21 protein-coding genes are annotated in these 24,553 nt (G+C 32.9%); 2 read left to right on the top strand and 19 right to left on the bottom strand.

The window, feature by feature from the left end; genetic code table 11:
* The first annotated feature begins 5 nt into the window (after positions 1–5).
* On the top strand, positions 6–371 hold the full coding sequence (locus tag LG649_RS10985) for a hypothetical protein (protein ID WP_226543864.1): 366 nt from the start codon (positions 6–8) through the stop codon (positions 369–371).
* Between the two features lie 20 nt (positions 372–391).
* Here LG649_RS10985 and LG649_RS10980 read toward each other — a convergent pair whose 3' ends face one another.
* The 11 genes from LG649_RS10980 to LG649_RS10930 form a co-directional block, all read right to left on the bottom strand.
* On the bottom strand, positions 392–1,762 hold the full coding sequence (locus tag LG649_RS10980) for an RNA-binding domain-containing protein (protein ID WP_226543863.1): 1,371 nt from the start codon (positions 1,760–1,762) through the stop codon (positions 392–394).
* Positions 1,763–1,818: 56 nt separating this feature from the next.
* Positions 1,819–3,414 (bottom strand): type IV secretory system conjugative DNA transfer family protein, encoded by a 1,596-nt coding sequence (locus tag LG649_RS10975; RefSeq protein WP_226543862.1) that lies wholly within the window; start codon positions 3,412–3,414, stop codon positions 1,819–1,821.
* Between the two features lies 1 nt (position 3,415).
* Complete coding sequence (mobB, locus tag LG649_RS10970) at positions 3,416–4,444, bottom strand: MobB family relaxase (protein ID WP_226543861.1); 1,029 nt, start codon at positions 4,442–4,444, stop codon at positions 3,416–3,418.
* A 4-nt stretch (positions 4,445–4,448) separates the two neighbouring features.
* Positions 4,449–4,844, bottom strand: coding sequence for a BfmA/BtgA family mobilization protein (locus LG649_RS10965; RefSeq protein ID WP_226543860.1), 396 nt, complete (start codon positions 4,842–4,844; stop codon positions 4,449–4,451).
* Positions 4,845–5,243: 399 nt separating this feature from the next.
* Positions 5,244–5,417: a hypothetical protein gene (locus LG649_RS10960; protein WP_226543859.1), complete on the bottom strand. Its 174-nt coding sequence runs from the start codon at positions 5,415–5,417 to the stop codon at positions 5,244–5,246.
* Between the two features lie 35 nt (positions 5,418–5,452).
* Complete coding sequence (locus LG649_RS10955; protein WP_173587382.1) at positions 5,453–5,833, bottom strand: DUF6876 family protein; 381 nt, start codon at positions 5,831–5,833, stop codon at positions 5,453–5,455.
* Positions 5,834–5,911: 78 nt separating this feature from the next.
* A complete protein-coding gene (locus LG649_RS10950) occupies positions 5,912–6,268 on the bottom strand; it encodes a single-stranded DNA-binding protein (RefSeq protein WP_226543858.1) in 357 nt (118 codons plus the stop codon).
* Between the two features lie 756 nt (positions 6,269–7,024).
* The gene (locus LG649_RS10945; protein ID WP_226543857.1) at positions 7,025–7,909 is read right to left on the bottom strand and encodes a hypothetical protein; all 885 of its coding nucleotides are present in this window, start codon (positions 7,907–7,909) and stop codon (positions 7,025–7,027) included.
* An 85-nt stretch (positions 7,910–7,994) separates the two neighbouring features.
* Positions 7,995–8,540, bottom strand: coding sequence for a hypothetical protein (locus LG649_RS10940; protein WP_226543856.1), 546 nt, complete (start codon positions 8,538–8,540; stop codon positions 7,995–7,997).
* A 16-nt stretch (positions 8,541–8,556) separates the two neighbouring features.
* Positions 8,557–8,718: a hypothetical protein gene (locus LG649_RS10935; protein WP_226543855.1), complete on the bottom strand. Its 162-nt coding sequence runs from the start codon at positions 8,716–8,718 to the stop codon at positions 8,557–8,559.
* Positions 8,719–8,976: 258 nt separating this feature from the next.
* The gene (locus tag LG649_RS10930) at positions 8,977–10,773 is read right to left on the bottom strand and encodes a ParB/RepB/Spo0J family partition protein (protein WP_226543854.1); all 1,797 of its coding nucleotides are present in this window, start codon (positions 10,771–10,773) and stop codon (positions 8,977–8,979) included.
* Between the two features lie 506 nt (positions 10,774–11,279).
* Here LG649_RS10930 and LG649_RS10925 point away from each other — a divergent pair.
* The gene (locus LG649_RS10925) at positions 11,280–14,465 is read left to right on the top strand and encodes a hypothetical protein (protein ID WP_226543853.1); all 3,186 of its coding nucleotides are present in this window, start codon (positions 11,280–11,282) and stop codon (positions 14,463–14,465) included.
* Positions 14,466–14,548: 83 nt separating this feature from the next.
* Here the strand turns inward: LG649_RS10925 and LG649_RS10920 are convergent, their stop codons facing one another.
* From LG649_RS10920 to LG649_RS10885, 8 genes are all read right to left on the bottom strand, one after another.
* The gene (locus LG649_RS10920; protein ID WP_226543852.1) at positions 14,549–14,833 is read right to left on the bottom strand and encodes a hypothetical protein; all 285 of its coding nucleotides are present in this window, start codon (positions 14,831–14,833) and stop codon (positions 14,549–14,551) included.
* A 125-nt stretch (positions 14,834–14,958) separates the two neighbouring features.
* A complete protein-coding gene (locus tag LG649_RS10915) occupies positions 14,959–16,911 on the bottom strand; it encodes a heavy metal translocating P-type ATPase (protein ID WP_226543851.1) in 1,953 nt (650 codons plus the stop codon).
* A 31-nt stretch (positions 16,912–16,942) separates the two neighbouring features.
* Positions 16,943–17,437: a methyltransferase family protein gene (locus tag LG649_RS10910; RefSeq protein ID WP_226543850.1), complete on the bottom strand. Its 495-nt coding sequence runs from the start codon at positions 17,435–17,437 to the stop codon at positions 16,943–16,945.
* A 153-nt stretch (positions 17,438–17,590) separates the two neighbouring features.
* Positions 17,591–18,007: a Fur family transcriptional regulator gene (locus tag LG649_RS10905; protein ID WP_226543849.1), complete on the bottom strand. Its 417-nt coding sequence runs from the start codon at positions 18,005–18,007 to the stop codon at positions 17,591–17,593.
* A gap of 3 nt (positions 18,008–18,010) precedes the next feature.
* Positions 18,011–19,216 (bottom strand): efflux RND transporter periplasmic adaptor subunit, encoded by a 1,206-nt coding sequence (locus LG649_RS10900; RefSeq protein ID WP_226543848.1) that lies wholly within the window; start codon positions 19,214–19,216, stop codon positions 18,011–18,013.
* Positions 19,217–19,220: 4 nt separating this feature from the next.
* Positions 19,221–23,555 (bottom strand): CusA/CzcA family heavy metal efflux RND transporter, encoded by a 4,335-nt coding sequence (locus tag LG649_RS10895; protein WP_226543847.1) that lies wholly within the window; start codon positions 23,553–23,555, stop codon positions 19,221–19,223.
* Positions 23,556–23,678: 123 nt separating this feature from the next.
* On the bottom strand, positions 23,679–23,990 hold the full coding sequence (locus LG649_RS10890; RefSeq protein ID WP_226543846.1) for a DUF6660 family protein: 312 nt from the start codon (positions 23,988–23,990) through the stop codon (positions 23,679–23,681).
* Between the two features lie 104 nt (positions 23,991–24,094).
* On the bottom strand, positions 24,095–24,541 hold the full coding sequence (locus LG649_RS10885) for a heavy-metal-associated domain-containing protein (RefSeq protein WP_226543845.1): 447 nt from the start codon (positions 24,539–24,541) through the stop codon (positions 24,095–24,097).
* Between the last annotated feature and the right edge of the window lie 12 nt (positions 24,542–24,553).

Genomic DNA, 24,553 nt, shown 5'->3' with positions numbered 1-24,553 from the left:
ATATTATGAAAAAAATCGTTATTTGCTTACTCGTATTGCTGTTCCTTTCTTGTGCCGAAACTAAGATTTCAGGACCAAGTGCCACAGCTAAAATTGTTATCGAAAGCTTTTATGAAAAGGATGAGAAAGCTTTGAAAGCCAACTCGACACCACAGGCATATTCCAACTATATGAATACTATAAATATGTTCAACGTTACGGTAAAGGATGATTCCAACTTTTCCGTTTTGCGGGATACGATTATGGGAAATGTGGCTTGGGTAAAATATACCACCGCCTACGATAAGGCACCAGGACTTTTTAAACTAGTTAAACAAAATGGTAAGTGGCTGGCAGATGCCAGAGGTTCAAAAGATAAATCGCCTTTTTAAAAGGATACTTACTGATTTTTTTAGAGATTAATTTCCCAATAGCCTTGTGTGCCACCGTGGCGTTTTATAAACCCTTTGGTTTTGAGCGCATTTATATGTTTGCCCACAGGGGATTCATTGATGCCTAAAGTTTCAGCTATTTCAGTATAAGTAATAGTAGTATTGGTTGCAATAAGTTTAAGTACTTCTTTTTGTCTTTTAGTAAGTGCGTCTATAGCATCTATTGCACCACCTGTTACACCACCCATTGCACCACCTGTTACACCACCTTTTTGACCAACTTCTTTATCATCTTCTCTAATAGTGGATTCATCAGCAACTTCTTTAGCAATAAAAGTCATTCTAAGAAAGTTATCGGAAAAACTAAAACTCTCTTTTCCATAGTGTTCTAAAATACGAGGGATGCCAGAACCTAATTGTTCAACCAGTTCTAAATCTTTAAAAATTCGCATCAGTTCCTTATTTCGTGGAACAGAAAACCCTTCAAAAAATTCTTGTTTGCTCAATCCTTCAGGTAAACCTCCAGCAGATGTAATCTCAATTCTATCTGCGAAAATTTCAAACTTGGGTGGTACTTCATTGGTATAATCATTATGTACAAAAGCATTGATGATAGCTTCACGAAGCGCAATAGGATTCCAAAGATGGTTTTGTTTTCGTTCTTTTGAAGTGATTTTTGTAGTTGTTCTGTTTTCTACAGCAATCTTGTCTATGACTTGTTTGGTTGCCTTAGCCAAACATTCGTTACCATATTCATTGCTTTCTATTAAATCTGTTCGGTTTGTTCCAGAATATTTTGCAACCTTAATGGATGTATTATTTTTGTCTGCCAATAAATAGGCTGCATAATTATATGCACCATCTTCAGTAAGCAGTTCTAAATTTTTAGCAAACGCATTCCCAAGTTTATAGCCAGATTCTTCATAATAAATTTTCAGTTGGCTAAACGTTAAGTCTTGGGTAGAAGCTTTTATTTTGTTTATGGAATTTCGAGTACGTTTAGAAAAAAGCGTATCAATCATTTTTTGAGGCATGGGTTCTGCAGCAGTTCCAATGCGAATAAAGCAACCCTTTTCACTCATACCATATTTTCTTATATGATATGGTTTTTCTGGTCCACTAGCCACAATGATTTTTATAATATCCTTGCCCTCTCGTTCTTCACTAACAATATCAAATAATCCTAATGCCGATGGTTTAATATTGTTCTTCAACCGATCCTTTATCTTTAATTGGTCGCCATCAGAATCTGCCAAACCATAGGTTTTACCTATTTTATCTATACCTATATAGATAATACCACCTTCACGATAATTCAGAAAAGCAATGACTTCTTTTTCTAATCCTTCGGTAAGTTCTTGTTTGTATTCTATACGATTGGTTTCGGTCATGAAAATTGAAATGGTCTTATTAATTTCTAACTAATTACGCTATAAAGATACTGATATTAATTTTTGAAAATAGATTTTACCTCTTCATAAACCTTATCAAAATTAGCTTGTAAGTCGGCTTCAGAATAGTCTTGTTGTTTTGTCGGTAATCGCTTTTCAATTTTTTGAAGTTTAAATTGTACTTTCCTGTCCTTTCCATCAGCGAACGTAATAAATTCGCCTTCTTTCAGTCTAAAAAATACATCGGCTCTAATTTTAGCTACTTCACGCTCTCCTGTTGTAATTCTAGTATCAAAATTAAGATTATGACCTCTGTTTACGCTTGTAGTTTCTTTCTTTACAATTTCAAAAAAGCGTTCGTAATATTTCGCTGTGTCTGGATCGTTTACCTTTCCGAAGAATTGATAGGATAAATTACTTAAAATCGCTTTACTTGCCTTATCGCCATACATCATATCGTTTTGAATTTTATCTTGCATCACGTAAATCGTAGCAATATCATAACTACGTAATGTGGCAGGAATTCTATGCATATTCAACAATCTAATCGTTGGTGCTTCTTCCATCAATAAAAACGAAGCATTAGAATTTCTCACACTCATTTGCTTTGTAATCGTGTGAATAATAGTTGCTATAATTGGCGAATAGGCAGTCTCGTATTTCGGATTATTGACTACTGAAATTACTAAAGGTCGTTCCTGACTATTTATATCTAATGGAACATCATCTGCGGATAAGGTCATAAAAATACGTTGAGTACTTATTTTTTTGAGCGCATTGGCCAAAGTGCTTTTTACACCAGCCGTTTGTCTGTCCGAATCCTTACCACTAATAAAAGCATCAGCCATCGCTCTCGATGTTGTATTCTTACTCAAAAATGCAATTAGACTTGAAGTATTGAGATATTGGTAAACAGCTATTAAGTGTGGCAATGTACAATATTGCGGATGTGAGGTTCTTAACTTCCAAATCAATCCTCCAATTAAGCCTTCTGCTGCATCATTGAAAAATTTTGTTGTTCCTATACTTCCGGACTCTCTTTGTTCTAATAAGTTTTCTATAAGTACTCTTGCAACCTCATTTACGCTTTCTTCATTGGTCATATATCTTGGTGCAATTGGATTCACTCGATTATGAATATTATCGAATGAAATCACTTTGAAATCAATCTCGTTTTTTTCAAATAAGGGAAATGCCATTTCTGTGATTTCAAAATTCTTGTAATCGTGAATCACACCAGAAAATTTATGCTTGCTGAAATGCTGAAGAAAATTAAAAACGACGCTTTCTGTTTTTCCGCTTCCTGCAGAACCAATGATTGAAGCGCCTCGTTTGATGTTGTTTATTTTGAAATTTCCACGCTTTACTTTAAAATGAACTTGGTGTTTATCATTGGAATCCAAAATTTCATTTTCCTTGTGAAGAAAAACATATAACACCGTATTGATAAGCAAAAGCGGACAACCAATATATAGAAGCTGGATAACCCAATGAATTAAATAAGGACTTAATTTAAAAAGTAGTCCTAAGCAAATTACAGTTAAAATAAGATTTATAAAAAAAGCATATCGGGTCATTTTGAAAAGACTAGAGAACATTAAGCTCATTCCAAATAATAACCCAATCGTAAATGTGATTCCTTGTATTTCCATTTTATATACCTATTGAACCTGATTTAATTGCTATGTCCACACCACGTTTTAAATACCTTATGGTTTTAAGCGCTATTTGGACTTGATTTGTTGGAATACTTGCAATGGGTACTCCAGATTTAGCAAGCATTTTAAAAGCAACTGCTTTTTCGCTTGCAGGCAATCCTAACAATGTTGTGAAGTACAGCTTTGGATTTTTAATAAAATCTTTCTTCGATTTATAGGATTCTGCATAGTTGCGTTTATAGCCAAAAGTTTTATCAAACGTGCTTTCTGCTTTTGTAAAAAATGCATCTCTGTCGAATCCACGTTTTACTAATTTTCCATTCATCGTAACTTCTGAAGCTTTGTATTTAGATCCTGGCGATAAACTCACAGAATTTGATGCATCCTTTCGACTCACGATAATATGAATATGACTTTGATTACCCGCTTTTTTCATCCCTTGAACAATTCGTTTTCCATTTTGTTGGTGTGGTGCTTCGGCTTCAAGTTTAATTATTTGGGATTTCATTTTTTTAATATTTCCATCTAATTGATGATTCTCTATTTTTCGAATATCAGTTTTTAGTTGCAGTATTTTAGTAGCAAAAGGTTGGTTTTCTTTAACCTGTTTATCTGTGCCTTTGAATGTTCTTTGATGCTCAATTTTCGCATAATATTTTATGTCGTCAACGGTTATCGGTTTACCATTAATTTCTCGATTGAAGGACGTTGCATAATCGTTCATTATGGCTCTGGTATATTTCTTTAAATCTTCAGAATTATTCTGTAATTTTCTCAATTCATATTTACTAGGACTAACTGTAATTGAATAAAATTTAGGTTCTTTCTTTTTGAGTTTTGCAGTATTGCCATCGATTTCTTTGACCACGTCTTTGGCGTCAATTTCATCTCCATATTGATTAAAAAAATGCTCCACATCTTCTTGCTCCAAACCTTGATTTTCCTTCTCCAGATACTCAGCAAAATCCGCAGAACTTTGTGAATAATCTCCTCCTAATTTTTGAGCTGTAATTGTGATATACATAATATTATAATTGATTATTTGAATCATTTTTTTCTACAAATAGTACTTCCTTCTCTTTGACCTCTTTCTCTAAAATCAATTTTTCTTTCTTTGGTTCAAACTCCATAAATAAAGATTGCAACATTGCAGTTGTCGGTTTATCATGGTTCTTTTCAATGTCTTTTATAATGGCAATTACTGCTTCAGTACGTTTACGATTCTTTAATAATTCAATTAAAAGACTTGGTTCTTTTTTATCAAATGGCGAGAACCCGTGCCATTCAAAAAAATCGACCATTGCATCCAAAGTTTCCGATTGTTGTTTGGCAAACTTTCGCGATAGTTTACGAAAGCGTTTTACCACATTACGCTTTAAATTGATTGCCGCATAATCGTATTCATATTTGTTCTTAACTTTCATTTTTCAATAAACTTTTTCAATGTTTCTGGTGCATTTCGCATGGTTTTCAATAAACTTTTGGAATAGAGCTATCCAAATAAGTGTTCAAAATCACAATAAACAACTGATATTCAATGAATTGAATATCAAATCAACATATATAACATCGCGCTAGCGTGTTACCCTCTTGCTATTCCTTTTCGTCCAGCTCGCTGGACAAAAAAAATACCATTTCATCCAAAAATGTAATGGCTTTTTAACGATTGCTAATTGTAATTCGATTTTTTAAGAGTGTTATTCTTGAAGTTTAAAAGTATCTTTAAGGAATAGCTCTTTTTGTTGCAGAATATAAAATAACATGACAAAAAAAGACCTCTAAATAATTAGAGGTCCAGGGTTAATAATTCAATTATAAATCTTCTAAATGTTAAAAACATAACTATAAGTGTATAAATTTTTAATCATTTCTTCGTCTATCAGGCTATCATAATCTGCGCCAGTTTCGTCAACATACTTTTTAATGGAATCTCCATAAAGATATGTAACGTGTTCTCTTGAAACTTTTAAAAGTTCCTCTTGCTTTTCCGAACTCAAATCTTGAAATTTAATATAAATCATATCTCAAAAATTCAATATTCACTTGGAAGCATCAGCGTATTATTTACAAAAAATAATCGCAATTCATCCAAAGGAAAATCGGTTACATTATATCGGTGCGTTTCAAAAATTTTATCATTTCCATCGCTATAATTAATGATGGCTTCGCATTGCTTTTCAAACTGTTCCTTTTCAGAAAGTCGTTTAAAATCGATGGTAATAAATTCACTTCTGTTCGATAAACTTTTTGCAATTACGGATGCATCTGTAATCAACCAAAAGCATTCCGCTTCGTTGGCTAAATATTTTAATCCATCTGTAAAACGAGTTCCAATTAATGGAATTTTAAAGAACATTTCTGTACCACAAAAATGTTGCAAATCGGCTTTTATTTTGTTAACTTTATCATTCATTGTAATTCTATTTAATAAGATTAATAATGAAAAAGAGAGCGCATCTTTTGGATAGGAACGCTCTCTTTTAATTTTCAATTATTCCGTAGCGTTATCCTCGCCTTTAATTCCTAAAAGAAGAATTTCATCTACGACCACTTCGGTAACGTATCTTTTTTCTCCCTCTTTAGTTTCATAAGAGCGTGAAGTCAATTTTCCCTCTAGTGCTACTTCTTTTCCCTTGCCTACATACTTTTCTACGATTTCGGCAATTTTTCCCCATGCTACAATATTGTGCCATTGGGTGTTTGTCACTTTTTCTCCATTAGAATCCTTATACGATTCATTGGTTGCGATTGAAAATTTTGCAACTTTCTTTCCGCTTTCAAGGTTTGTGATTTCTGGCTCGTTTCCTACGTTGCCAATTAACTGTACTTTGTTTCTTAGAGTACTCATAATTAAAAAATTTAAAGATTAATATTGACCAATCTGAACCATTCAGAAAGGCTTTGTTATTGATTTACTTATTATATCCAGAGCGTTTTCCTTTTTTTGTTTTTTTAACTTTTGTTCCGCTTCCTTTTTATTGATTTTGTAAGATTTCATAAGATTCATTTTAGATTTACTTCCCATAGAGCCGACGCTGTTACCTTCTTTTTGTTGCTTAGTGCTTTCGATATTCAGCTTTGTTTAGACATATAAAAAGTGCGAGGCACGAGCCTGGTTATGCTGTCGTTCAAAGCTGAATGTTGTTATTTTGCTGTCAAAAAAAGGTATGACGGTGTTGGATTACGGAAGTGATTCTAAAGTCTTTGTGAAATACAAAATCATAGGAAGTGGAACAAAATGCAAATACATTTTTCCTTATTTGGCGGACTTGATTCACGCTTTTTACTTGGAATGTAGTGTTCCTTTCCAGAGAAGCGGAAAGGGTTAACGTAATGGAAAGTCAAAAGTGTGGATTATGTCCAAGACCTTTGATAATGAAGCTCTTTTTCTGGAATGTAGTTTTTACGGAATGGAAGGAAATGTGTTGAATGGGATATAAAAATTGATTTCTACTGGTTATTTCAAACAGCTTGTTTGTATAATTAGTTGGATGGTTTAGCAAATCAAAAAACCGAATAAAAAATTTGCGAGGAATTTCGTAAGTAGGTTTGTACTAGCAATTAATTTTATACGACTTAGCAGCTCGTTTTATTACTTCCAATATTAGTCTATTCCAAGTCTTTTATGCATATCCTGCCATTCTTTACCAAATTCAATTTTTTCCATCGCAGCTTTTCGTTTTTCTTCTGGCAAACATTGTATACAAGTTGGATATTGAATGCCTTTATAATGTTTTTTACATTTGGGGCATAATTCCATTTTGTGTAAGTCAAAACTAGATGCACATTTTTTGCAAGCCGTTATTGTATCTTCAAAGGACAGATACTTAATGTTGTCGCTTAAATAAAGTAAAAAAGCCTTTTTTTCAATCGTTTCAGAATCTTTATTTTTTGCTAATTCTCTTTGCAACCAATACCGAATATTTGATAGGTTGTGTTTGTTTCTCCATTTATCTTTTGAAATAAAACATTTATCTCGAACTTCATATGCATCCTCATCCTGATAAAAAATAGAAATAAGTTCGATTTCCGACCTATAAATCGCTTCTTCAAATTCGTGCTTACAGTCCGCACAACGATATTTTGGAATTTTCCTTACCCTTTCGCTGGGATTTTTACACATACAATTTGGGCACAAAGGAATTGGGACATATTCATATTTTTTTAGAATATGAGCAGTAAATTCAGATTTATCAATGTTTGGATTAGTGTCTATGTAATCCTTCGCATAAGTTCTTATTATTTCTCTTTTAAATTCTGAATATTTTTTTGGGTGGGAAAGATGCTGTATCGTTAATGTTTCTTTACTACTACATATTTCGCATTTTTCTTTAATGAATTTTGGCCTTCTATCCTTCCAATCTTTTGTATGCCAAGACCGTTGTCCTTCTTTGAAGTCACTCCAACATTTTTCTTTTGCAAGTTCTAGCCCAATCTCGTTATTTGCGAGTTTGTCCCTTAATTCTATAAGTCCATGATATGTCAACATTTCGAACTGTTCTATGAATTATAAATATAATGTTATAACGTAAATAAAGCAGAGATAAAATGACTTTTATTGAAAATGTTTATTATTAAAACAGCTTCTCTTGAATATCTAAAATACCATCTTCTTTTGAAACTTTATTCTTTTTCAAAATACCTTTTAGAGCTTTTCTTCGTTTATCATAAATCCATAGTCTCAGGTTTTTTAAGAGTCCTTTTTCATAATCAGACAGTTCTTTTGGTGCTATTTCAATCATAGCTTCTAATTGGTCTTTACTTTTGGTCTGCATTGCATATTGAAGTCCTAGCCATGTATAAATGTTTGCCCATTCTGTCTGCATGGGTGCTTCATAAGTTCTTGGCATCATATAGGCTAAAGTCTCTGTAAGTGATGCCATTTTATCTCCTGTCATTGAGCAAATGATTCGTGATAATTTGATTCTACCAAGTATATCTTTAGGTATAGTATCTTGCCATGCAGATTTAAAAACTATGATTGGACTTGCAAGACAATCCATAAAATCGAAAACGAAATCACTCTTATCCTTTTTAGTTGGTTTTACAACTTTATCTTTTGCTGATATCGGCTTACATTCAAAACCGAAATCGAACTGAACTACTTTTAAATTTTCCATGATGTGAGATTTTAAATTAAACGCTATCTAATAGTACTTGATAATTCGCAGGATGATTATCTCTGTAATACGCTAAATGACTTTCTCCACTATCAACATCATAATTTTCACTACTTGATTGATAATGTTGTTCTGCTTCTTGTAATGACATGTTGGGCTTTTCTGATACTTGTTTCATAATTCTAAGATTTTTTGATTAAACAATATTTGAGCAATACCTAAACGGAAGCTAAAATCACAGCTCAAAAGGAAACGGAATAAATAAGCGTTGGATGATGGGTAGGCTTTATGCCGTAGTCTTTTGATGGGTGTATTTTACGAGTTTACCTTTGCGCTGATATTGATTGAATACTTTCTACTTACCCATTTTCATGAATACTATATAAAAAAAATAAGAGCCAGCACGAATGCTGACCCTTACTTCCAACAACAAAAGCTAATCGTTTAATTCCTGAATTTTCTTTTCAAGATTTCCTATTCGCTCTTTCAAACGTGTTTCACGCTTGTTTCTCTCTTCTACATATTCCTTTTCAATATTTGCAATTTTGGTTTTATAATACCCTTGCATCGCATTGTAGAATGAAATGTTTGTCAGGTTATTAACATGATTGCTTTCGCCAAAATGTACTTGCTTGGTAAGAATGTACCGAATCAACTTATAAAAGGTTTCCTTTTTGAAATTCTTTTTGAAATTCTCGACAGTTTCCACATCAGTCATCTTGGATGTGTTGCCTAATAATTTTGAAAAGTGTTTTTGTCGACCTACATAGTCCACATTATTTTCAAATAAGGTTAATGAGAAAGCCACCATCTCATCTACCGAAAGCGCTTTCTTCTTTTCAATATAATCGGTTTGACGAATCATCTGAACCATATCCTCAAACTGCTTGTTATGCTCAATGTGTCTTTTACGGATTTCCCTTTCGTTGATTTTCACGATTTGTTCTTCTGGTGTACAATCGGCCATTTTTCTATTGGCTATCGGCTCAGAATATGTAGAATTTTCCGTTTTTGAATCTTCTTTTATCTTCACAAAAATTACTTTATTTAGGTACGTTTTTGGATGAAACATAACACCATCTACAAATCCATTTTCCTTTGCGTAATTATATGTTTCCAACTCTTCCTTGTAATTCTCAATCGCTTCTTCTAGTTCAGTTTTTAGCTCCTCTTCAGAATAGTCGTAATGTTGGTATTCTGTCTTAATTGCTTCTATTGTAGGCTCAATTGGCTCTTCGATTATTTCAACATCATCCAGAAGGTAAACTTTCAATCCGTTTTGTTCCAATTGCGATATAATAAGCTGATTGTTGTCGTCATCAGCCCAATACTTGCGAATTTCAGGAATCAAAAGCACATTCTCTTTCTTCGATTTCTCAATCAAATTCAAAAACGACTTGCTTTTCTTCATTTCATAACAGGCTGATTTTGTACATACCATTTTGCCATCGCCAAACAAATTACCTTGATTTATTGCGTTGAACGGACATGTTGTACAGGCACCAACTTTGGTAATCAATTTTTCATCGACTACATCAAAAGGTGCTTTTTCCAAATCGTAAGTCTGGTTCTTAATCATCTGATTAATTTGATGTGCATTAAATTCTTCTCCCATTGTTTCCAGCATCATTTGCTGTTCCTCTGACTCGAAAAGTGCAACTCCTACTCCTAACGAAATAGTCATTTCGTCATTACGAACAAATACTTTAAAACCTTCAATTAGACCCGCTAATTTTAAACGTTGCCTTACAAAGTTTTCTGTTCTTCCCAACCGTTTTGAAATCTCCATTGGCGAATATTTTTCGCTTAGGAATGCTACCGCCTCGGCTTCTTCGGTGGGCTCAACATCTTGTCTTTGCAGATTTTCGATAATTTGAATTTCCAGAACATCATTATTATTGTATTCTCTTATGATACTCGGAATTGTTTTCTTTTTCGCCAATTTGCTTGCGCGAAACCTACGCTCTCCCATTACAATGATGTAATCTTTTCCAGATTTCCGGACTGTAATTGGTTGTAGGACACCGTGTTCTTGGATGCTTTCAGACAGTTGCCTGAGAGCTTCTTCGTTAAAGGATTTTCTTGGTTGCATTGGGTCTGGGATAATCCTTCCAATACTGAGCTCTTGAACTTGAAGTCCAATGGCGCTTTGTGTCAATTTCTTTTTGACCTCATTTTTAACGATGGTTTTTGCCTTTCCGTTTTTACTTGTAATACTTGCTGTTGTTGTCATAATACTTAAATTTTAGATTAAACAATATTTTTGCAGAACCCAAACGGAAGACAAAATTTCTGCTCAAAAGGAAACGGAATAAATGAGTTGTGGGCGAAGCGTTGGCTTTATGCCGTAGTCTTTTGATGATAATATTTTGCGAGTTTATCTTTGTACCAATATTGATATAGATATCTCTCCCTCTTTTAAGCGGACGCTATTTCAAGGTTTTATATTGGGAATGTAGTTTTCCTGCTCCCGAAGTTTCGGGATTAGACAGGATCTAGCGAAGTGGAAATCTAAAACTTTGGAATTGTGTCCAAGAGTTTTTTAGTGAAGCTCTTTTCTCGAAATGTAGAGCAACGGAATTTAGGGAAATGTGCTGAGTGTATTTATAATTTGAAACTCTACCATTACTCTCTTCTAATAATTAAGTTTAGAAATATTCTTTACTATCTTATTTTATTATTGGATTTCAATTTAATATGTTCATCTTTTTTATCTTTAGAAAAATCAATTAATAATTAATGTCAGAACAAGAAAACAGTAATAAAAAAGAGAATGATTCAATTTTGAGTCCTTCTGAATTCTATAGAAGATTAAGACCTGAAAATTTTTCAGATTCAGACATTTCCACTTCACATGAATTACCTAAAGAAGTCCTAGCCTTTGAGCTAGATAACATCACAAAAAACCAAAAAGAAAATCAGTTTGAAACCTTAGCTAGAAAGCTAGCAGAAAAATTGATAACACCAAATTTAATACCGCAAGTTGGTCCAACTGGTGGTGGTGACGGTAAGACCGACTCTGAAACATATCCTGTTTCAACATCAATTTCAGATAGATGGTTTATTCCTAATAATGGTTGGGATAAAGATGAGAAATGGGCATTTGCTATTAGTGCAAAAAAGACGTGGAAATCTAAATTGAAAAGTGATATTGTAAGTATTCTAGGAACAGAAAGAGACTATACCAGAATTTACTTTATTACCAATCAAACACCTTCAAGCAAAAAGAAAAAAGATGCTCAAGACGAATTTATTAAACAATTTAAGATAGATATTGTAATCTTTGATGGTGTCTGGATTTTGGAAAACGTCTATTCTAGTAATCTAATAAATTTAGTTGTTGACTCTTTAAACCTTTCTGAAATATACAGACGTGATGAAAAATCCTTAGGCTCTAATGATATAAGAAGAGAAAAAAAACTCGCTGAAATTGAAGAAAACATATCAAATTCAAATCGATATTTTGAATATGATTTTCAATTGGTTGAAGATGCTCTCGAAGCTGCAATTTTAACCAAAAAACTTGAAAAACCTAGAACTGAACTTGAAGGAAAATTTGATCGAGTTGAACGATTAGTCGAAAAAACCGGAAATAAAGGTCAGATATTAAGATTCAGATATCAAAAAGCTTGGACATATGTGAACTATTATGACGATTATAAAGCATTCTTAATTGAATATCATGAATTTAAAAAGCACATACATTCTTATATAACAATATCTTCAATAGAATATTACACCACACTTTATACATTACTAAGAACTGTTCAATCAAACAATGAAAAATTAGTTCCATTAAAGCTACTTAAATCTGAAAAGAGAGAGCTTTTTGATTTTCTAGAGAAAATTTCTAAGCGAAAGACATCATCAAGCACTTCATTAACTGCATTGATGTATAGAGACATTACATTATCATTTGACTTAATTGATAAAACCGAAGAAAACAGATTAATTTTTCTTCGAATGAAAAAAACTATTTTAGCTTCAGAAGGCAGGCTTGAATTTCCATTTGAACAATTTCAAAAAATGATATTGATTTTAGGAAACATTTTTACGGATTCTAAAGAATTTGATGATTTATTTGAAACAGTTATAAGATTATCAGAAACAAGAACCTCACAGATGGAAGCTGGTCAACTCTATATAAATAGAGGTGGACAAAAAATGGCTAATAAAAACTACCGAGATGGTTTAATAAATTTTGGCAAGGCTATTACTAAACTATCTAAAAGCGAAAGCCAGTATGGTTTTTATCTAGCGTCAATGGGTTTAAGTCAAGCTTATGGTCAATTAGGTTTGCATCATGCCTCTTATGCCAGTAAAGTTTCAGCTGTATCTATACTCTTAAAACCTTGGTTTGACGAAGGTAATCTTGACCCTAGACTAATTAATTTGATGGACAACCTTTTAGGTGAAGAAGTTTTACTTGGCAGGTTACCACATTTTTTAACATGGCATGAGCTCTTCAGAGTTCTCTACTATCAATTAAAAAATGCGGATAAAATCGATGGCATAGATAATCTTACAAAATTTGATACTTTTTTATGTGTAAGGTTATTAAACTCTAATTTAAATACTGATACACTAGAATACCTTCCTCTAATTTGCAAAAAGGAAGAATTATTATTATCCGAAGATGTTGCGTTGTTTCTCTTAGGTTATCAAGGCGATATTTTTAAAGATTATTTACATGTAAATGTAAAGTCAGAAAAAGAATTAGAAGATTATTATAATGTAGTAGCTAATCAACCATTAAGAGAACAATTTATTAAGGAAATAGAATGTTTCTCAAATAAAACCTCTTCACTATCCACTACTATTTTAGGTTGTAAAATTGAAGTTCAATTTAATACTGAAACACAAATTATAATATTAGCTGAGACAATTTTGGCTTACATAGAAGGGTTTCTTGGCACATCTCTAGAAAACTTATACCCAAGTTGTGAAAGCATATTGATAAAACTACAGCACTCAAACAATGAGTTTAAAGTCGTTGCAGATAAAAAAACACATTGCTATGATTTGTATTGGGATGCTAATTTTCATCCTGTAAAAGACCAAGAGCAAATTTTTAAATGTGGTATGGATTTAATGTCACATATATTGATTAATGATTTTATAATGGAAGATTATAAAATTTATTTGGAAGATTTATTTAAAAATCAAGAAGTTAATGAAAGGCTCCAAATATTACTTAATCATAAAATTTTCATAGGAAACGTTCTTGGTGACAAACCTAAATTAACGTTTAACAATTGGAAAAGTGAAATAACGCCAAATGTAAGAGAAAGTCGATTTCTATTAAATAAACCTAAGAGCAATAATATTGATAAAAAGAAAACTTCAACTAAGTCTAAACCTAATAAACCTGACTTAAAAACAATACCTCACAACAAACGCAAAGTAATTTCTGTTATAGAAAACAAACTATGGGACAATGCAACTTGGAAAGGAATGGGTGTATTTGGATCTCCTGGTGGTGTTGGGTTAATATTAGGTTTTGAAAATATTGAATTTGGTATTAAAATCTTTGAAGATTGGATTGAACGTTTTGGTAATATTGATGCTAATAATAGAATTAAAATTAGCATTATTACAGATGTTGATGACAAAAATCCATTTTGGTATCAAGTGATGATTTCCAGTAATTTTCGAGAAAATGAAATAGACGAAGACACTATATTGTTGACACCTTGCAGATTCCACTTAATGAATGCTGTAAACAACAGGAATTTACTTGTTTTAAAAGAAGGAATTAAGAGGTTCAAAAAAATCAGATTATACTGTGGGAAAATTGAAAAAGATTTGCAAATGCAAGTGAATTTTGATTTGTGGATTGAGAAAACAGAAATCTTTTTTGTTCATAAAAATGATGTAAAATTGAACGATATAGAGTATGTAGCAGTAATGAATAGTGGTAGTTAAGTTTACTTACTTTCGTTTGTATCATTATTATTAAAATAAGGATGCTTGAGACGTTCGTACATTAATTGTTTGAAAGGCAGAGTTTATTCTGTTGGATATACGTTAAAATAATTATAAATTGAATTTGTAATATACCTTATAAAACGATTGCAATTTTTAATGAGTGTGAAATATATACTTTTAAATTTTTCAAACTTATCGATAATACATTGTAGAGATAAATTGTTGTTTTTCCTTTTATAGGCTAGATGAAAACTCTCATCAGGTAAATCAGAATCTTCAAGGTATTTAAATTTTTCCGCAACTACATTAAAATCGAAATCCTCTCTAAACTTCCAATGTTTGTCATTCTTCCTTTTATGAATCATTTTATCTACTGAATCATCTAAATTTATGAAAGTATTAATAATAAACTTATGCTTTTTTAATTTGCCAATATTGGATTTAGATGATAGTAGAAGATTAAGTATATCGTGATTATAAATTTGACTGACTATTTCCAACTCATTCTCTGCAACCTCACAGCATTCAAAATGGCTAATAAAGCTACACCTACATCAGCAAATACCGCTTCCCACATTGTCGCCAAACCACCTGCGCCCAAAATCAGAACTATTACTTTTACTCCAAATGCTAAACCAATGTTTTGCCAAACTATTTTTCGGGTGGAACGACCTATTTTAATTGCTCTGACTACTTTTGAAGGTTGGTCAGTTTGAATAATAACATCTGCTGTTTCAATCGCTACATCACTACCTAATCCGCCCATTGCGATTCCTACATCGCTTGCCGCTAAAACTGGTGCATCATTAATACCATCCCCTATGAAAGCAATCTTATTATTAGGGTTCTGTTTTAAAATTTCAACTTCATTTAATTTATCTTCTGGTAGCAAACCTCCTTTGGCATTTTCAATTCCTAATTCTCTTGCTACTTGTTGAGTGATGGAATCTTTATCGCCAGAGAGCATCATAATGTTTTTAATACCTACTTTGTGCAATGCTGTAATTGTTTCTTTTGCATCCTCTTTTAATTCGTCTGCTATCACAACATAACCAGCGAACTTATTATCTATTGCTACTAATACTATGGATTCTACAATAGAATCAGTTTCAGTTGGAACATCTATATTATTGGCAAGCATTAAGGCTTTGTTTCCAACTAAAATTGTTTTACCATTTACAATCCCTTTTAAACCTTTACCTGCGATTTCAGAAACGTCTTTAGCTTCAAAATCTTCTCCGTCTTCCTTATACTCCATTATGGCCTTTGCGATAGGATGTGTGGATTGTTCTTCTATAGCCATTAAGTACTTCATAAAATCAGATTCTTCCCAACCAATAGCCTTTACTTCTTTGATTTTAAAAACGCCTTTGGTAACAGTTCCAGTTTTATCCATTACCAACGTGTTAATTTTGGTCATTGCATCTAAAAACGAAGCTCCTTTGAACAAAATTCCATTTTTTGAAGCTGCTCCTAATCCGCCGAAGTAACCCAACGGAATAGATATAACCAAAGCACAAGGACAGGATATAACCAAAAATATTAAGGCACGATACAACCAATCTCTAAACACATAATCATCTACAAAAAAGTATGGTAAAAATGTAACAGCGATAGCCAAAAACACTACGATGGGTGTATAAACTCGTGCAAATTTTCTAATGAACAATTCGGTTTTAGATTTTCGCGCTGTGGCATTCTGTACCATATCGAGAATTCGAGCAATGGAACTATCCTTAAATTCTTTGGTGGTTTCAATTTCTATAACACTATCCATATTAATACTTCCTGCAAATACTTTTTCGCCTTTTGCAATCGTATCAGGTTTGCTTTCGCCAGTCAAAGCCGCTGTGTTAAATGAACCTTTTTCGGAAAGTAGAATACCATCCAAGGGAACTTTTTCTCCCACGCGTACTTGAACTTTTTCTCCAATTTCAACCATTTCTGGGCTTACAGAAGTGTAATCATCATTGCGATATACTAAAGCCTCATTTGGCCTTACGTCGAGCAATGCCTTAATGTTAGATTTCGCTCTGTTGACTGCTGCGTTTTGAAATAATTCGCCAACTGCATAAAACAACATTACTGCAACGCCTTCAGGATATTCGCCAATAATAAATGCACCAATTGTGGCTATCGACATCAAGAAAAATTCTGTGAAAACGTCGCCTTTTTTGATACTTTCCCAGCCTTCTTTTACAACAGGAAACCCAACAGGCAAATAAGCAATTGCATACCAAATAATACGTAGCCAATCTTTAAAAAAACCAACATCAAAATAATCCAATGCTATTCCAATTATAAGCATTGTAAAACTTATAACTGCAGGTATATATGCTTTAAAATTATTGGGTTGACCACTATGGTCGTGACCATCATCGTGACTGTGTTCTTTTTCAGAATTTGGTTTGATATCTTTTAAGTTAAGTTTCTTTTTTTTCATCATTAATTTAATACTTCAAATTTAAAATTGTTTATATCCACCTTCTCACTTTTTTTGCATACTCAAAATAATCCTTTCCAAACTCTCTTTTCAAAAATTCTTCTTCTAACCTAATTTGTGTATTTATACTTATAGTTGATAATGAAATTATCAATAGTGTAAAAGCATTTGGAATGACCAAAAACAATCCCATATTCGCAATCATAATTCCTAGAAAGATTGGGTTTCTGGAAATTGAAAATAATCCTTTAGTTACAAGTTTTGTCTTATTTTTTTCATCAATTCCAATTCTCCACGAATTAGCCATATGTGATTGAGCAATCCAAACTACGATTAGAGAAATAATTAAAAATCCCCAACCAATTATAGATAAAATTTCATTTTCTATATACCAAAAAGGAAGTAAGTATTTATACCACTCAATCTTAAAAGCGTAAATACCAACAATAATCAACTCAATAAACGTTATAGCAGTAAATACCTTTCCATTAAAACCGTGAGCATCATCAGCTTTATTAAAGGTCAATGGATTAATGCCTGTTTTACTTTTTAACAACAATGACCTTACGACAAATACGAGCAAAAAGTAAACGACTTGAAAACTAAATAGCAACATCGATTTTTTATTTTGATTATTTACAACAAAAATGCTTTAAATATCTATGCAATGGAAGTGCATTTATTGACCACTACACTTATCACAAACCCCTTTTACTACCAAGTTTACATTTTCTGAAACAAAACCGTCAGGCACTTTAATTTGAGGGATTTTATGTTCTGTTAAACAAATGGTTTCATTACAGTTATTACAATGAAAATGCAAATGCAAATCGGTTTCAATCTCGCAATTACAACCCTTTTCACACAAAGCATATTTATTAATTCCTGTGCCATCGTCTATTTGATGAACGATAGCTTTTTCTTCAAATGTTTTAATGGTTCTGTACAACGTTGTTCTATCTGCTTTCTCAAAGGCATTTTCTATATCGCTCAATGTAACTGCAACTTGTTTTTCTGCAAGGAACTTATAAATTAATAAACGCATTGCCGTTACTCGTATGTTTTTTGACTCTAAAAATTGTTCTATTGTTTTCATAATTTAATGTTCGTGTTCTGCTTCTCCTTTTTTCATTTCAGCAATCAAATAATACGCATTATTATAAGCAAATTTTGTAGCTTTATCTAGTTCTTCAGTAAATTGAACAGCTATCCAATTGCCATCTTTTGCTCCTAAAAGCACTTCAACGGGCTTAAAACTCCAATCTTCATTTTCTCTTTCTACGGAAAAAACATAAAATCTATCGCCTTCTTTTATAATAGCACTTTCTGGTAGTGCATTTGTTTCTGCATTCTCAACTTGAATTTTACCTTGTATATACATTCCTGGAATTAAATTACCTTTTTTATTTTCAATTTCAGCGTGTACGTGAAGTGCTTTAGGATTATCTTCAAAAGTTTTACTTACCGAGTAGATTTCTGCTGTAAGCTCCTCGTCTGTATTGGATTGTAAATTGAAAATCACTTTTTGACCTTTCTTTACTTTATAAACGTCTTTTTCGAACACCATTAAATCTGCATGAACGTGATGCGTGTTTACGATTTCAAACAGTTCGGTTTGTGGCTCAACATATTGTCCTGTTTTAACTTCAACTTTTTGGACAAAGCCTTCTATTGGACTTCTTAATGATATGCTTTGAGCAATTGTTCCATTTCGTACTGATGACGCGTTTATGTTTAATAGTCTCAATTGGGCTTCTAATCCATTTACCATCGCTTTAGAGGCATCATATTCTGCTTCGGCTTTTTGAAAATTTGCACCAGAGCCAACTCCTGCATCATATAATTTTTGTTGACGTTCATAGTTTTTCTTTAAAAAATTACTGTTGCTAAAAGTATTCAAATAATCAGTCTGCATTTTTATAATATTAGGATGGGATAAATAGGCAACCACTTGACCTTTATTAACTTTATCGCCTTCAATAACTTTTATCGATACCACATTTGCACCAACTACTGAAGTTATTGCTGCTTCATTTTGTGGTGGGACTTCTAATGTGCCATTGGCTTCTACATAACCATTCATGTTGCGTAATGCCAAGGTGTCTGTTTTCATTTGCAATGCATCAAACTGTTGTTGTGAAAGCAGAACTTCTTCTTCATCACTATGGTCTTCTTTAGCTTCTAGCTTTGCATCATCGCTATGCGAATTACCATCTTCACTATTGTGATTTTCTTTATTTCCACATGCAGCAACTAAAAGCGAAACTGTTAGTAGTGCTAAGATTATATATCGTGTGTTTTTCATTTTCTTATTGATTAAAATATTGTAGTTGAAATGTGCTTTCTAAATAATTTATTAATGCTTTCTGAGCTTCTATTTCAGATTGAATAGCTTCTTTTATGAGTTGTGTAAACCCTGTATAATCTACCTCTCCTTCTTTATAAGCAAATAAAGCACCCACTTTTTGTTCTTTCACAAGTGGTAATACCTCATTTTTATAGAAAAGCCATGACGTTTTCCATTTTTGATAATTCTCTTTTGATTGTACAAACTTGGATTGTAGGTCTTGTTTTTTGAACTGAATGTTCGTTTCTGCAATTTCCTTATCGATTTTTGCGGTTTTAACTTTCGCTTTATTTGTGCCTGATAAAAAAGGAAATGAAATACCTGCTTGATAGGTGTAAAAACCTGAGTTACCATTTACGTTTTGTAAACCACCTTGAAGATTTAACTTGGGTAAATTATCTGCTTTGGCAGCCTTATATGTTGCTTCTGCTTCTGTTACCTGTAATTGTGCTATGCTATTTAAGGGATGTTCTTCTAGGTTAAACGTATTAACATCAATGTCGCTAGTAATTTCAAAATCATTAGGAACCGTATAGAATGTATCAGAAACCAGCCATAGATTTAACTGTTGTAATGCAATAGCATAGTCACTTTTTGATTGCATAAATCTATTTTGAATCTGTAAGGCTTGATTTTTAGCTGCTGAATATTCTAACCTTGAAATAGCTTCTACTTCAAAATTCAATGCTACAGCTTTTTCAAAATTGGTATATATAGAATCTAACTCTTTGTATAAATTATAATTCCTTTTACTCTGCAAGGCATTTGCCCACGCCTTTTTCACTTCCAATTCTAAATCTAATTCTGAAAGCTGAAAAGCCTTTTGAGCTAATTGAATGCGTTGTTCTTGCAATCGCTTTTTTGCAGAAATACCAAACACATCAATATTGCTTTGACCAATTCCTATAGTAGTATAAATACCATTTCCATTATTAACTTCTTCGCCTCCTGTAAATATTTGGGTGGTACCAAAATCATAAGCTGTACTTTTTAACTGCTCTTGTTTTGTAATTTCCAATTGCTTTTGCTTTAAAAGTGGATAATTACTTTTTGAGAGTTTTACAGATTCCTGTAATGTTATTTCGGGAAGTGTGTCGCTTATCTGTTGTGCATTACTTTGTGCTGAAAAGCCAAACATTAACAGTAAAACTGCTGTTGTTGCAACCAACTTTCTATTCGGTTTAAACTTAAAAGATTTGTTTTCTACCCAATGGTACAAAATGGGTAACACGAACAACGTAAGTAATGTAGAAGTTAATAATCCACCAATAACGACAGTTGCTAATGGTCGCTGCACTTCTGCACCAGCTGATGCCGAAATTGCCATAGGTAAGAAGCCTAAAACATCTGTAAAAGCAGTTAACATTATAGGTCTAATTCTTCGTTTTGTTCCTTCTATGATTCTATCTTTAAGATTGGTAACGCCTTCTTCTTTCAACTCATTCAGCCCGCTTATCATTACCAGACCGTTAAGAACAGCGACGCCAAACAAAACAATAAAACCTACACCTGCTGAAATACTAAATGGCATATCCCTTAACCACAATGCTACTACACCACCAATGGTTGCCATAGGAATTGCGATATAAATCATTAAGGTTTGTGGCAACGATTTTAAAGCAAAATAAATAAGTACAAAAATGAGTAATAACGCAATTGGAACTACAGTTTGCAATCTGTTACTTGCACGTTCTAAGTTTTCAAATGCACCACCATACCTAATAAAATAGCCAGTTGGTAATTCAAGTTTAGCATCTAACTTTGATTTAATCTCGGTTACTAAAGATTTTACATCACGTCCTCTTACATTAATACCAACATAGGTCCTTCTGTTTGTATTATCCCTGCTTATTTGCATTGGGCCTGCTTTGTAGCTTATATCAGCAACTTCACGAAGTGGAATTTGAGTACCAGACGGTAAATTGATATATAAATTTTGAACATCTGAGATATCCTTTCGGTTTTGAGAATTTAATCTTACCACTAAATCGAATCGCTTTTCGCCTTCAAAAATAATTCCTGCCGTACCACCTGCAAAAGCCGATTGAACAATTTGATTTAAGGTGTTTATTTGCAGTCCGTATTGTGCTAATTTATTTCTATTGTAGGTAATGGTCATTTGTGGTAAGCCTGTTGTGGCTTCGGCTTTCATATCTCCAATACCTTCTGTACCTGCAATAATTTGAGATATTTCTTCTGCTTTTTGAGACAGTACATTTATATCTTCTCCATAAAGTTTTATAGCAATGTCTTCTCTAACACCTTCTAGTAATTCGTTGAAGCGCATTTCGATAGGTTGTGTAAATTCATAGTTGACACCTGGAACGATTTCAACCGCTTCTTTCATCTTCTCTATCAATTCATCTTTTGTAGTGGCTGTTGTCCATTCGCTTTTTGGCTTCAGAATCACAAAAACATCAGCCAAATCCATTGGCATTGGGTCTGTTGGAATTTCAGCAACACCAATTCGACTTACAATTTTTTCAACTTCTGGAAACTTTGCCTTTACAATTTGTTCAATTTTTGTTGTCGTTTCAATAGTTTCTGTAAGGGAACTACCTGGTTTTAAAATGGCGTGAAACGCAATATCGCCTTCATCAAGTTGTGGTATAAACTCGCCTCCCATTCTAGTAAAAATAAAGACTGCAATACCAAATAAAACAACAGAAACACCAATTATTAGTTTACCTTTCTTTAAGGCTTTTTCTAACAACGGTTGATATTTACGTTCTACCCAATGCACAAATTTATCGCCATATGATTTTTTGTCGTTTTTTGGTGCTCTTAAAATCAAGGCAGACATCATTGGTACATAGGTCAAACAAAGCACCATGGCGCCAATCATTGCGAAAATGAAAGTTAATGCCATTGGTTTGAACATTTTCCCTTCAATGCCTTCCAATGCCAAAATGGGAAGGAAAACAATTAGAATAATTAGCTGACCAAAAAAGGCAGCATTCATCATTTTTTTTGAAGCATCTGATGCAACACCGTCACGTTCTTTAGATGTCAGTTTCCTTTTCTTTAATACTTGTGATGCTATAAGAAAAACGGTGCTTTCTACAATGATTACAGCACCATCTACAATAATACCAAAATCTATTGCTCCTAAGCTCATTAAATTAGCCCAAACATCAAACACATTCATAAGGATAAATGCAAACAACAACGATAACGGAATAGTGGATGCCACTATTAAACCACCTCGCCAGTTTCCTAATAAAAAGATGAGTACAAATATTACTATTAATGCACCTTCAATAAGGTTTGTTGCTACAGTTGATGTAGTTTCTGCTATTAACTTACTTCGGTCTAATAAAGGTTCAATAATCACACCTTCTGGTAATGACTTTTCTATTTGAGCCATGCGCTCTTTTACATTCTCAATAACATCGTTTGAGTTTGCTCCTTTAAGCATCATTACCAAACCACCTACAACTTCGCCTTCGCCATCTTGTGTTAATGCGCCATAACGAATAGCTGACCCAAATTGTACTTTGGCAATGTCGCCAATAGTTATAGGAATATTATTGGTGTTTTTTACTGTGATTTTTTTAATATCATCCAAACTACGCACTAAGCCTTCGCCACGAATAAAATTAGCTTGATGGTTTTTTTCGATATATGCACCACCTGTATTTTGATTGTTGTTTTCCAACGCTTCAAAGACATCGGTAATTGTTAATCCGATTGCTCGCAACTCATTTGGATCGACAGCGACTTCATATTGCTTAATTTTTCCGCCAATAGCATTAACTTCAACAACACCTTCTACCATTGCCATTTGACGTTGAACTATCCAATCTTGCATGGTGCGCAAATCAGTAACCGAATATTTGTCTTTATATTCTGGTTTGACTTTAAGTGTGTATTGATAGATTTCCCCTAGACCAGATGAAATAGGACCCATTGAAGGTTCTCCGAATCCCTCGGGAATTTGTCCTTTTATGTCGTTGAGTTTTTCAGCAACTAATTGACGTGGCAGATACGTTCCCATATCATCGTCAAAAACAATGGTAACAACTGATAAGCCAAAACGAGAAATGGAACGAATTTCTTGAACATTAGGCAGATTGCTCATTGCAACCTCTACTGGATAAGTAATAATTTGCTCAATATCCTCTGTTCCTAAATTTGGTGCTTGTGTAATGACTTGTACTTGGTTGTTGGTAATATCTGGAACAGCATCGATTGGTACTTGAGTCATACTCCAAATACCTGCTCCAACAATGGTAAGCGTAAGCAAACCAATAATGAATTTGTTATTGATTGAAAAATCAATGATTTTATTAATCATAGAAAATGTATTAATTCAGTTAAACTTCTCGATATAATTCTAAAATAAAAATTAGAATTACTCGAAATGAAAAGAGCCATAAAAGGCTTGAAATTGGATATAGTTATCCTTAAAAAAACTGAATTAAGCCCTAGGTGGCTGTAAAATGGAAGTAGTAAAATCTTTTTCTGTACCGTTTAAGTAAAGAAAATCTTGAGTAGATATATAAGGAAAATTAAATTTTAAATCTGCAAATTGAAAATATGTTGCATTTATATGGCAACATTGGCAAATACAAAAAGGCGAACATAAATCTGAATCTTGGTGCTGATGGTCATTGTTCATTCCTTGTGAAATTTCTGTTTGAACCTCATTATCATGCGTAGCATTATCTTCGCAAGGTGCTAAATTAAGCGCGAAAATATAAATTGATAATATGAAGGCTAAAAATTTCATCGTAGCAAAGATATACATTATTTAATGCAATGGTGTTGCAAATAACGTAGGCATGTAACTTTTATAATAGAAGAGCCTTAATTAACAAGGCTCTTCTATTATTATTAATGGTCATGGTCTGAATGATCCTCTTCATTTTTATCTCCTGATTGATTCATTACCATATCATGTTCATATTTACAACATCCTGGTAAATTACTGTAAGCTTCCTCATTTCCAGAAACCTTTTCAGTATCATAACCTGATGCTGCAATTGCGTTATGAATTGCCATTTCATCTGTTTTGGCATCATCAAAAGACACATCTATTTTCTTTTTATCGACATCCCATGTTGCATTTGCCACACCTTCAACTTTGTTTGCAGCTTTTTCTATGGTTTTTTTACACATTCCGCAATTACCTCTAACACCAAAAGATATGTCTGCCATAGCCATGTCTTTAGATACTTCCGTTTTTGTTTCTGTTGATTCTTTTTCTTGCTTGGTTTCGTTTTTACAACTTGTTAAACCTATAGCCATTACTACAGCTACACTTAAAATTACTTTTTTCATTGTTTTAAAAAT

The sequence above is a fragment of the Neotamlana laminarinivorans genome, from assembly GCF_020523925.1.
Lineage (GTDB): Bacteria > Bacteroidota > Bacteroidia > Flavobacteriales > Flavobacteriaceae > Neotamlana > Neotamlana laminarinivorans.
Note: the sequence above shows the minus strand (reverse complement) of the source record. Positions and strands in the feature narration are given on the sequence as shown.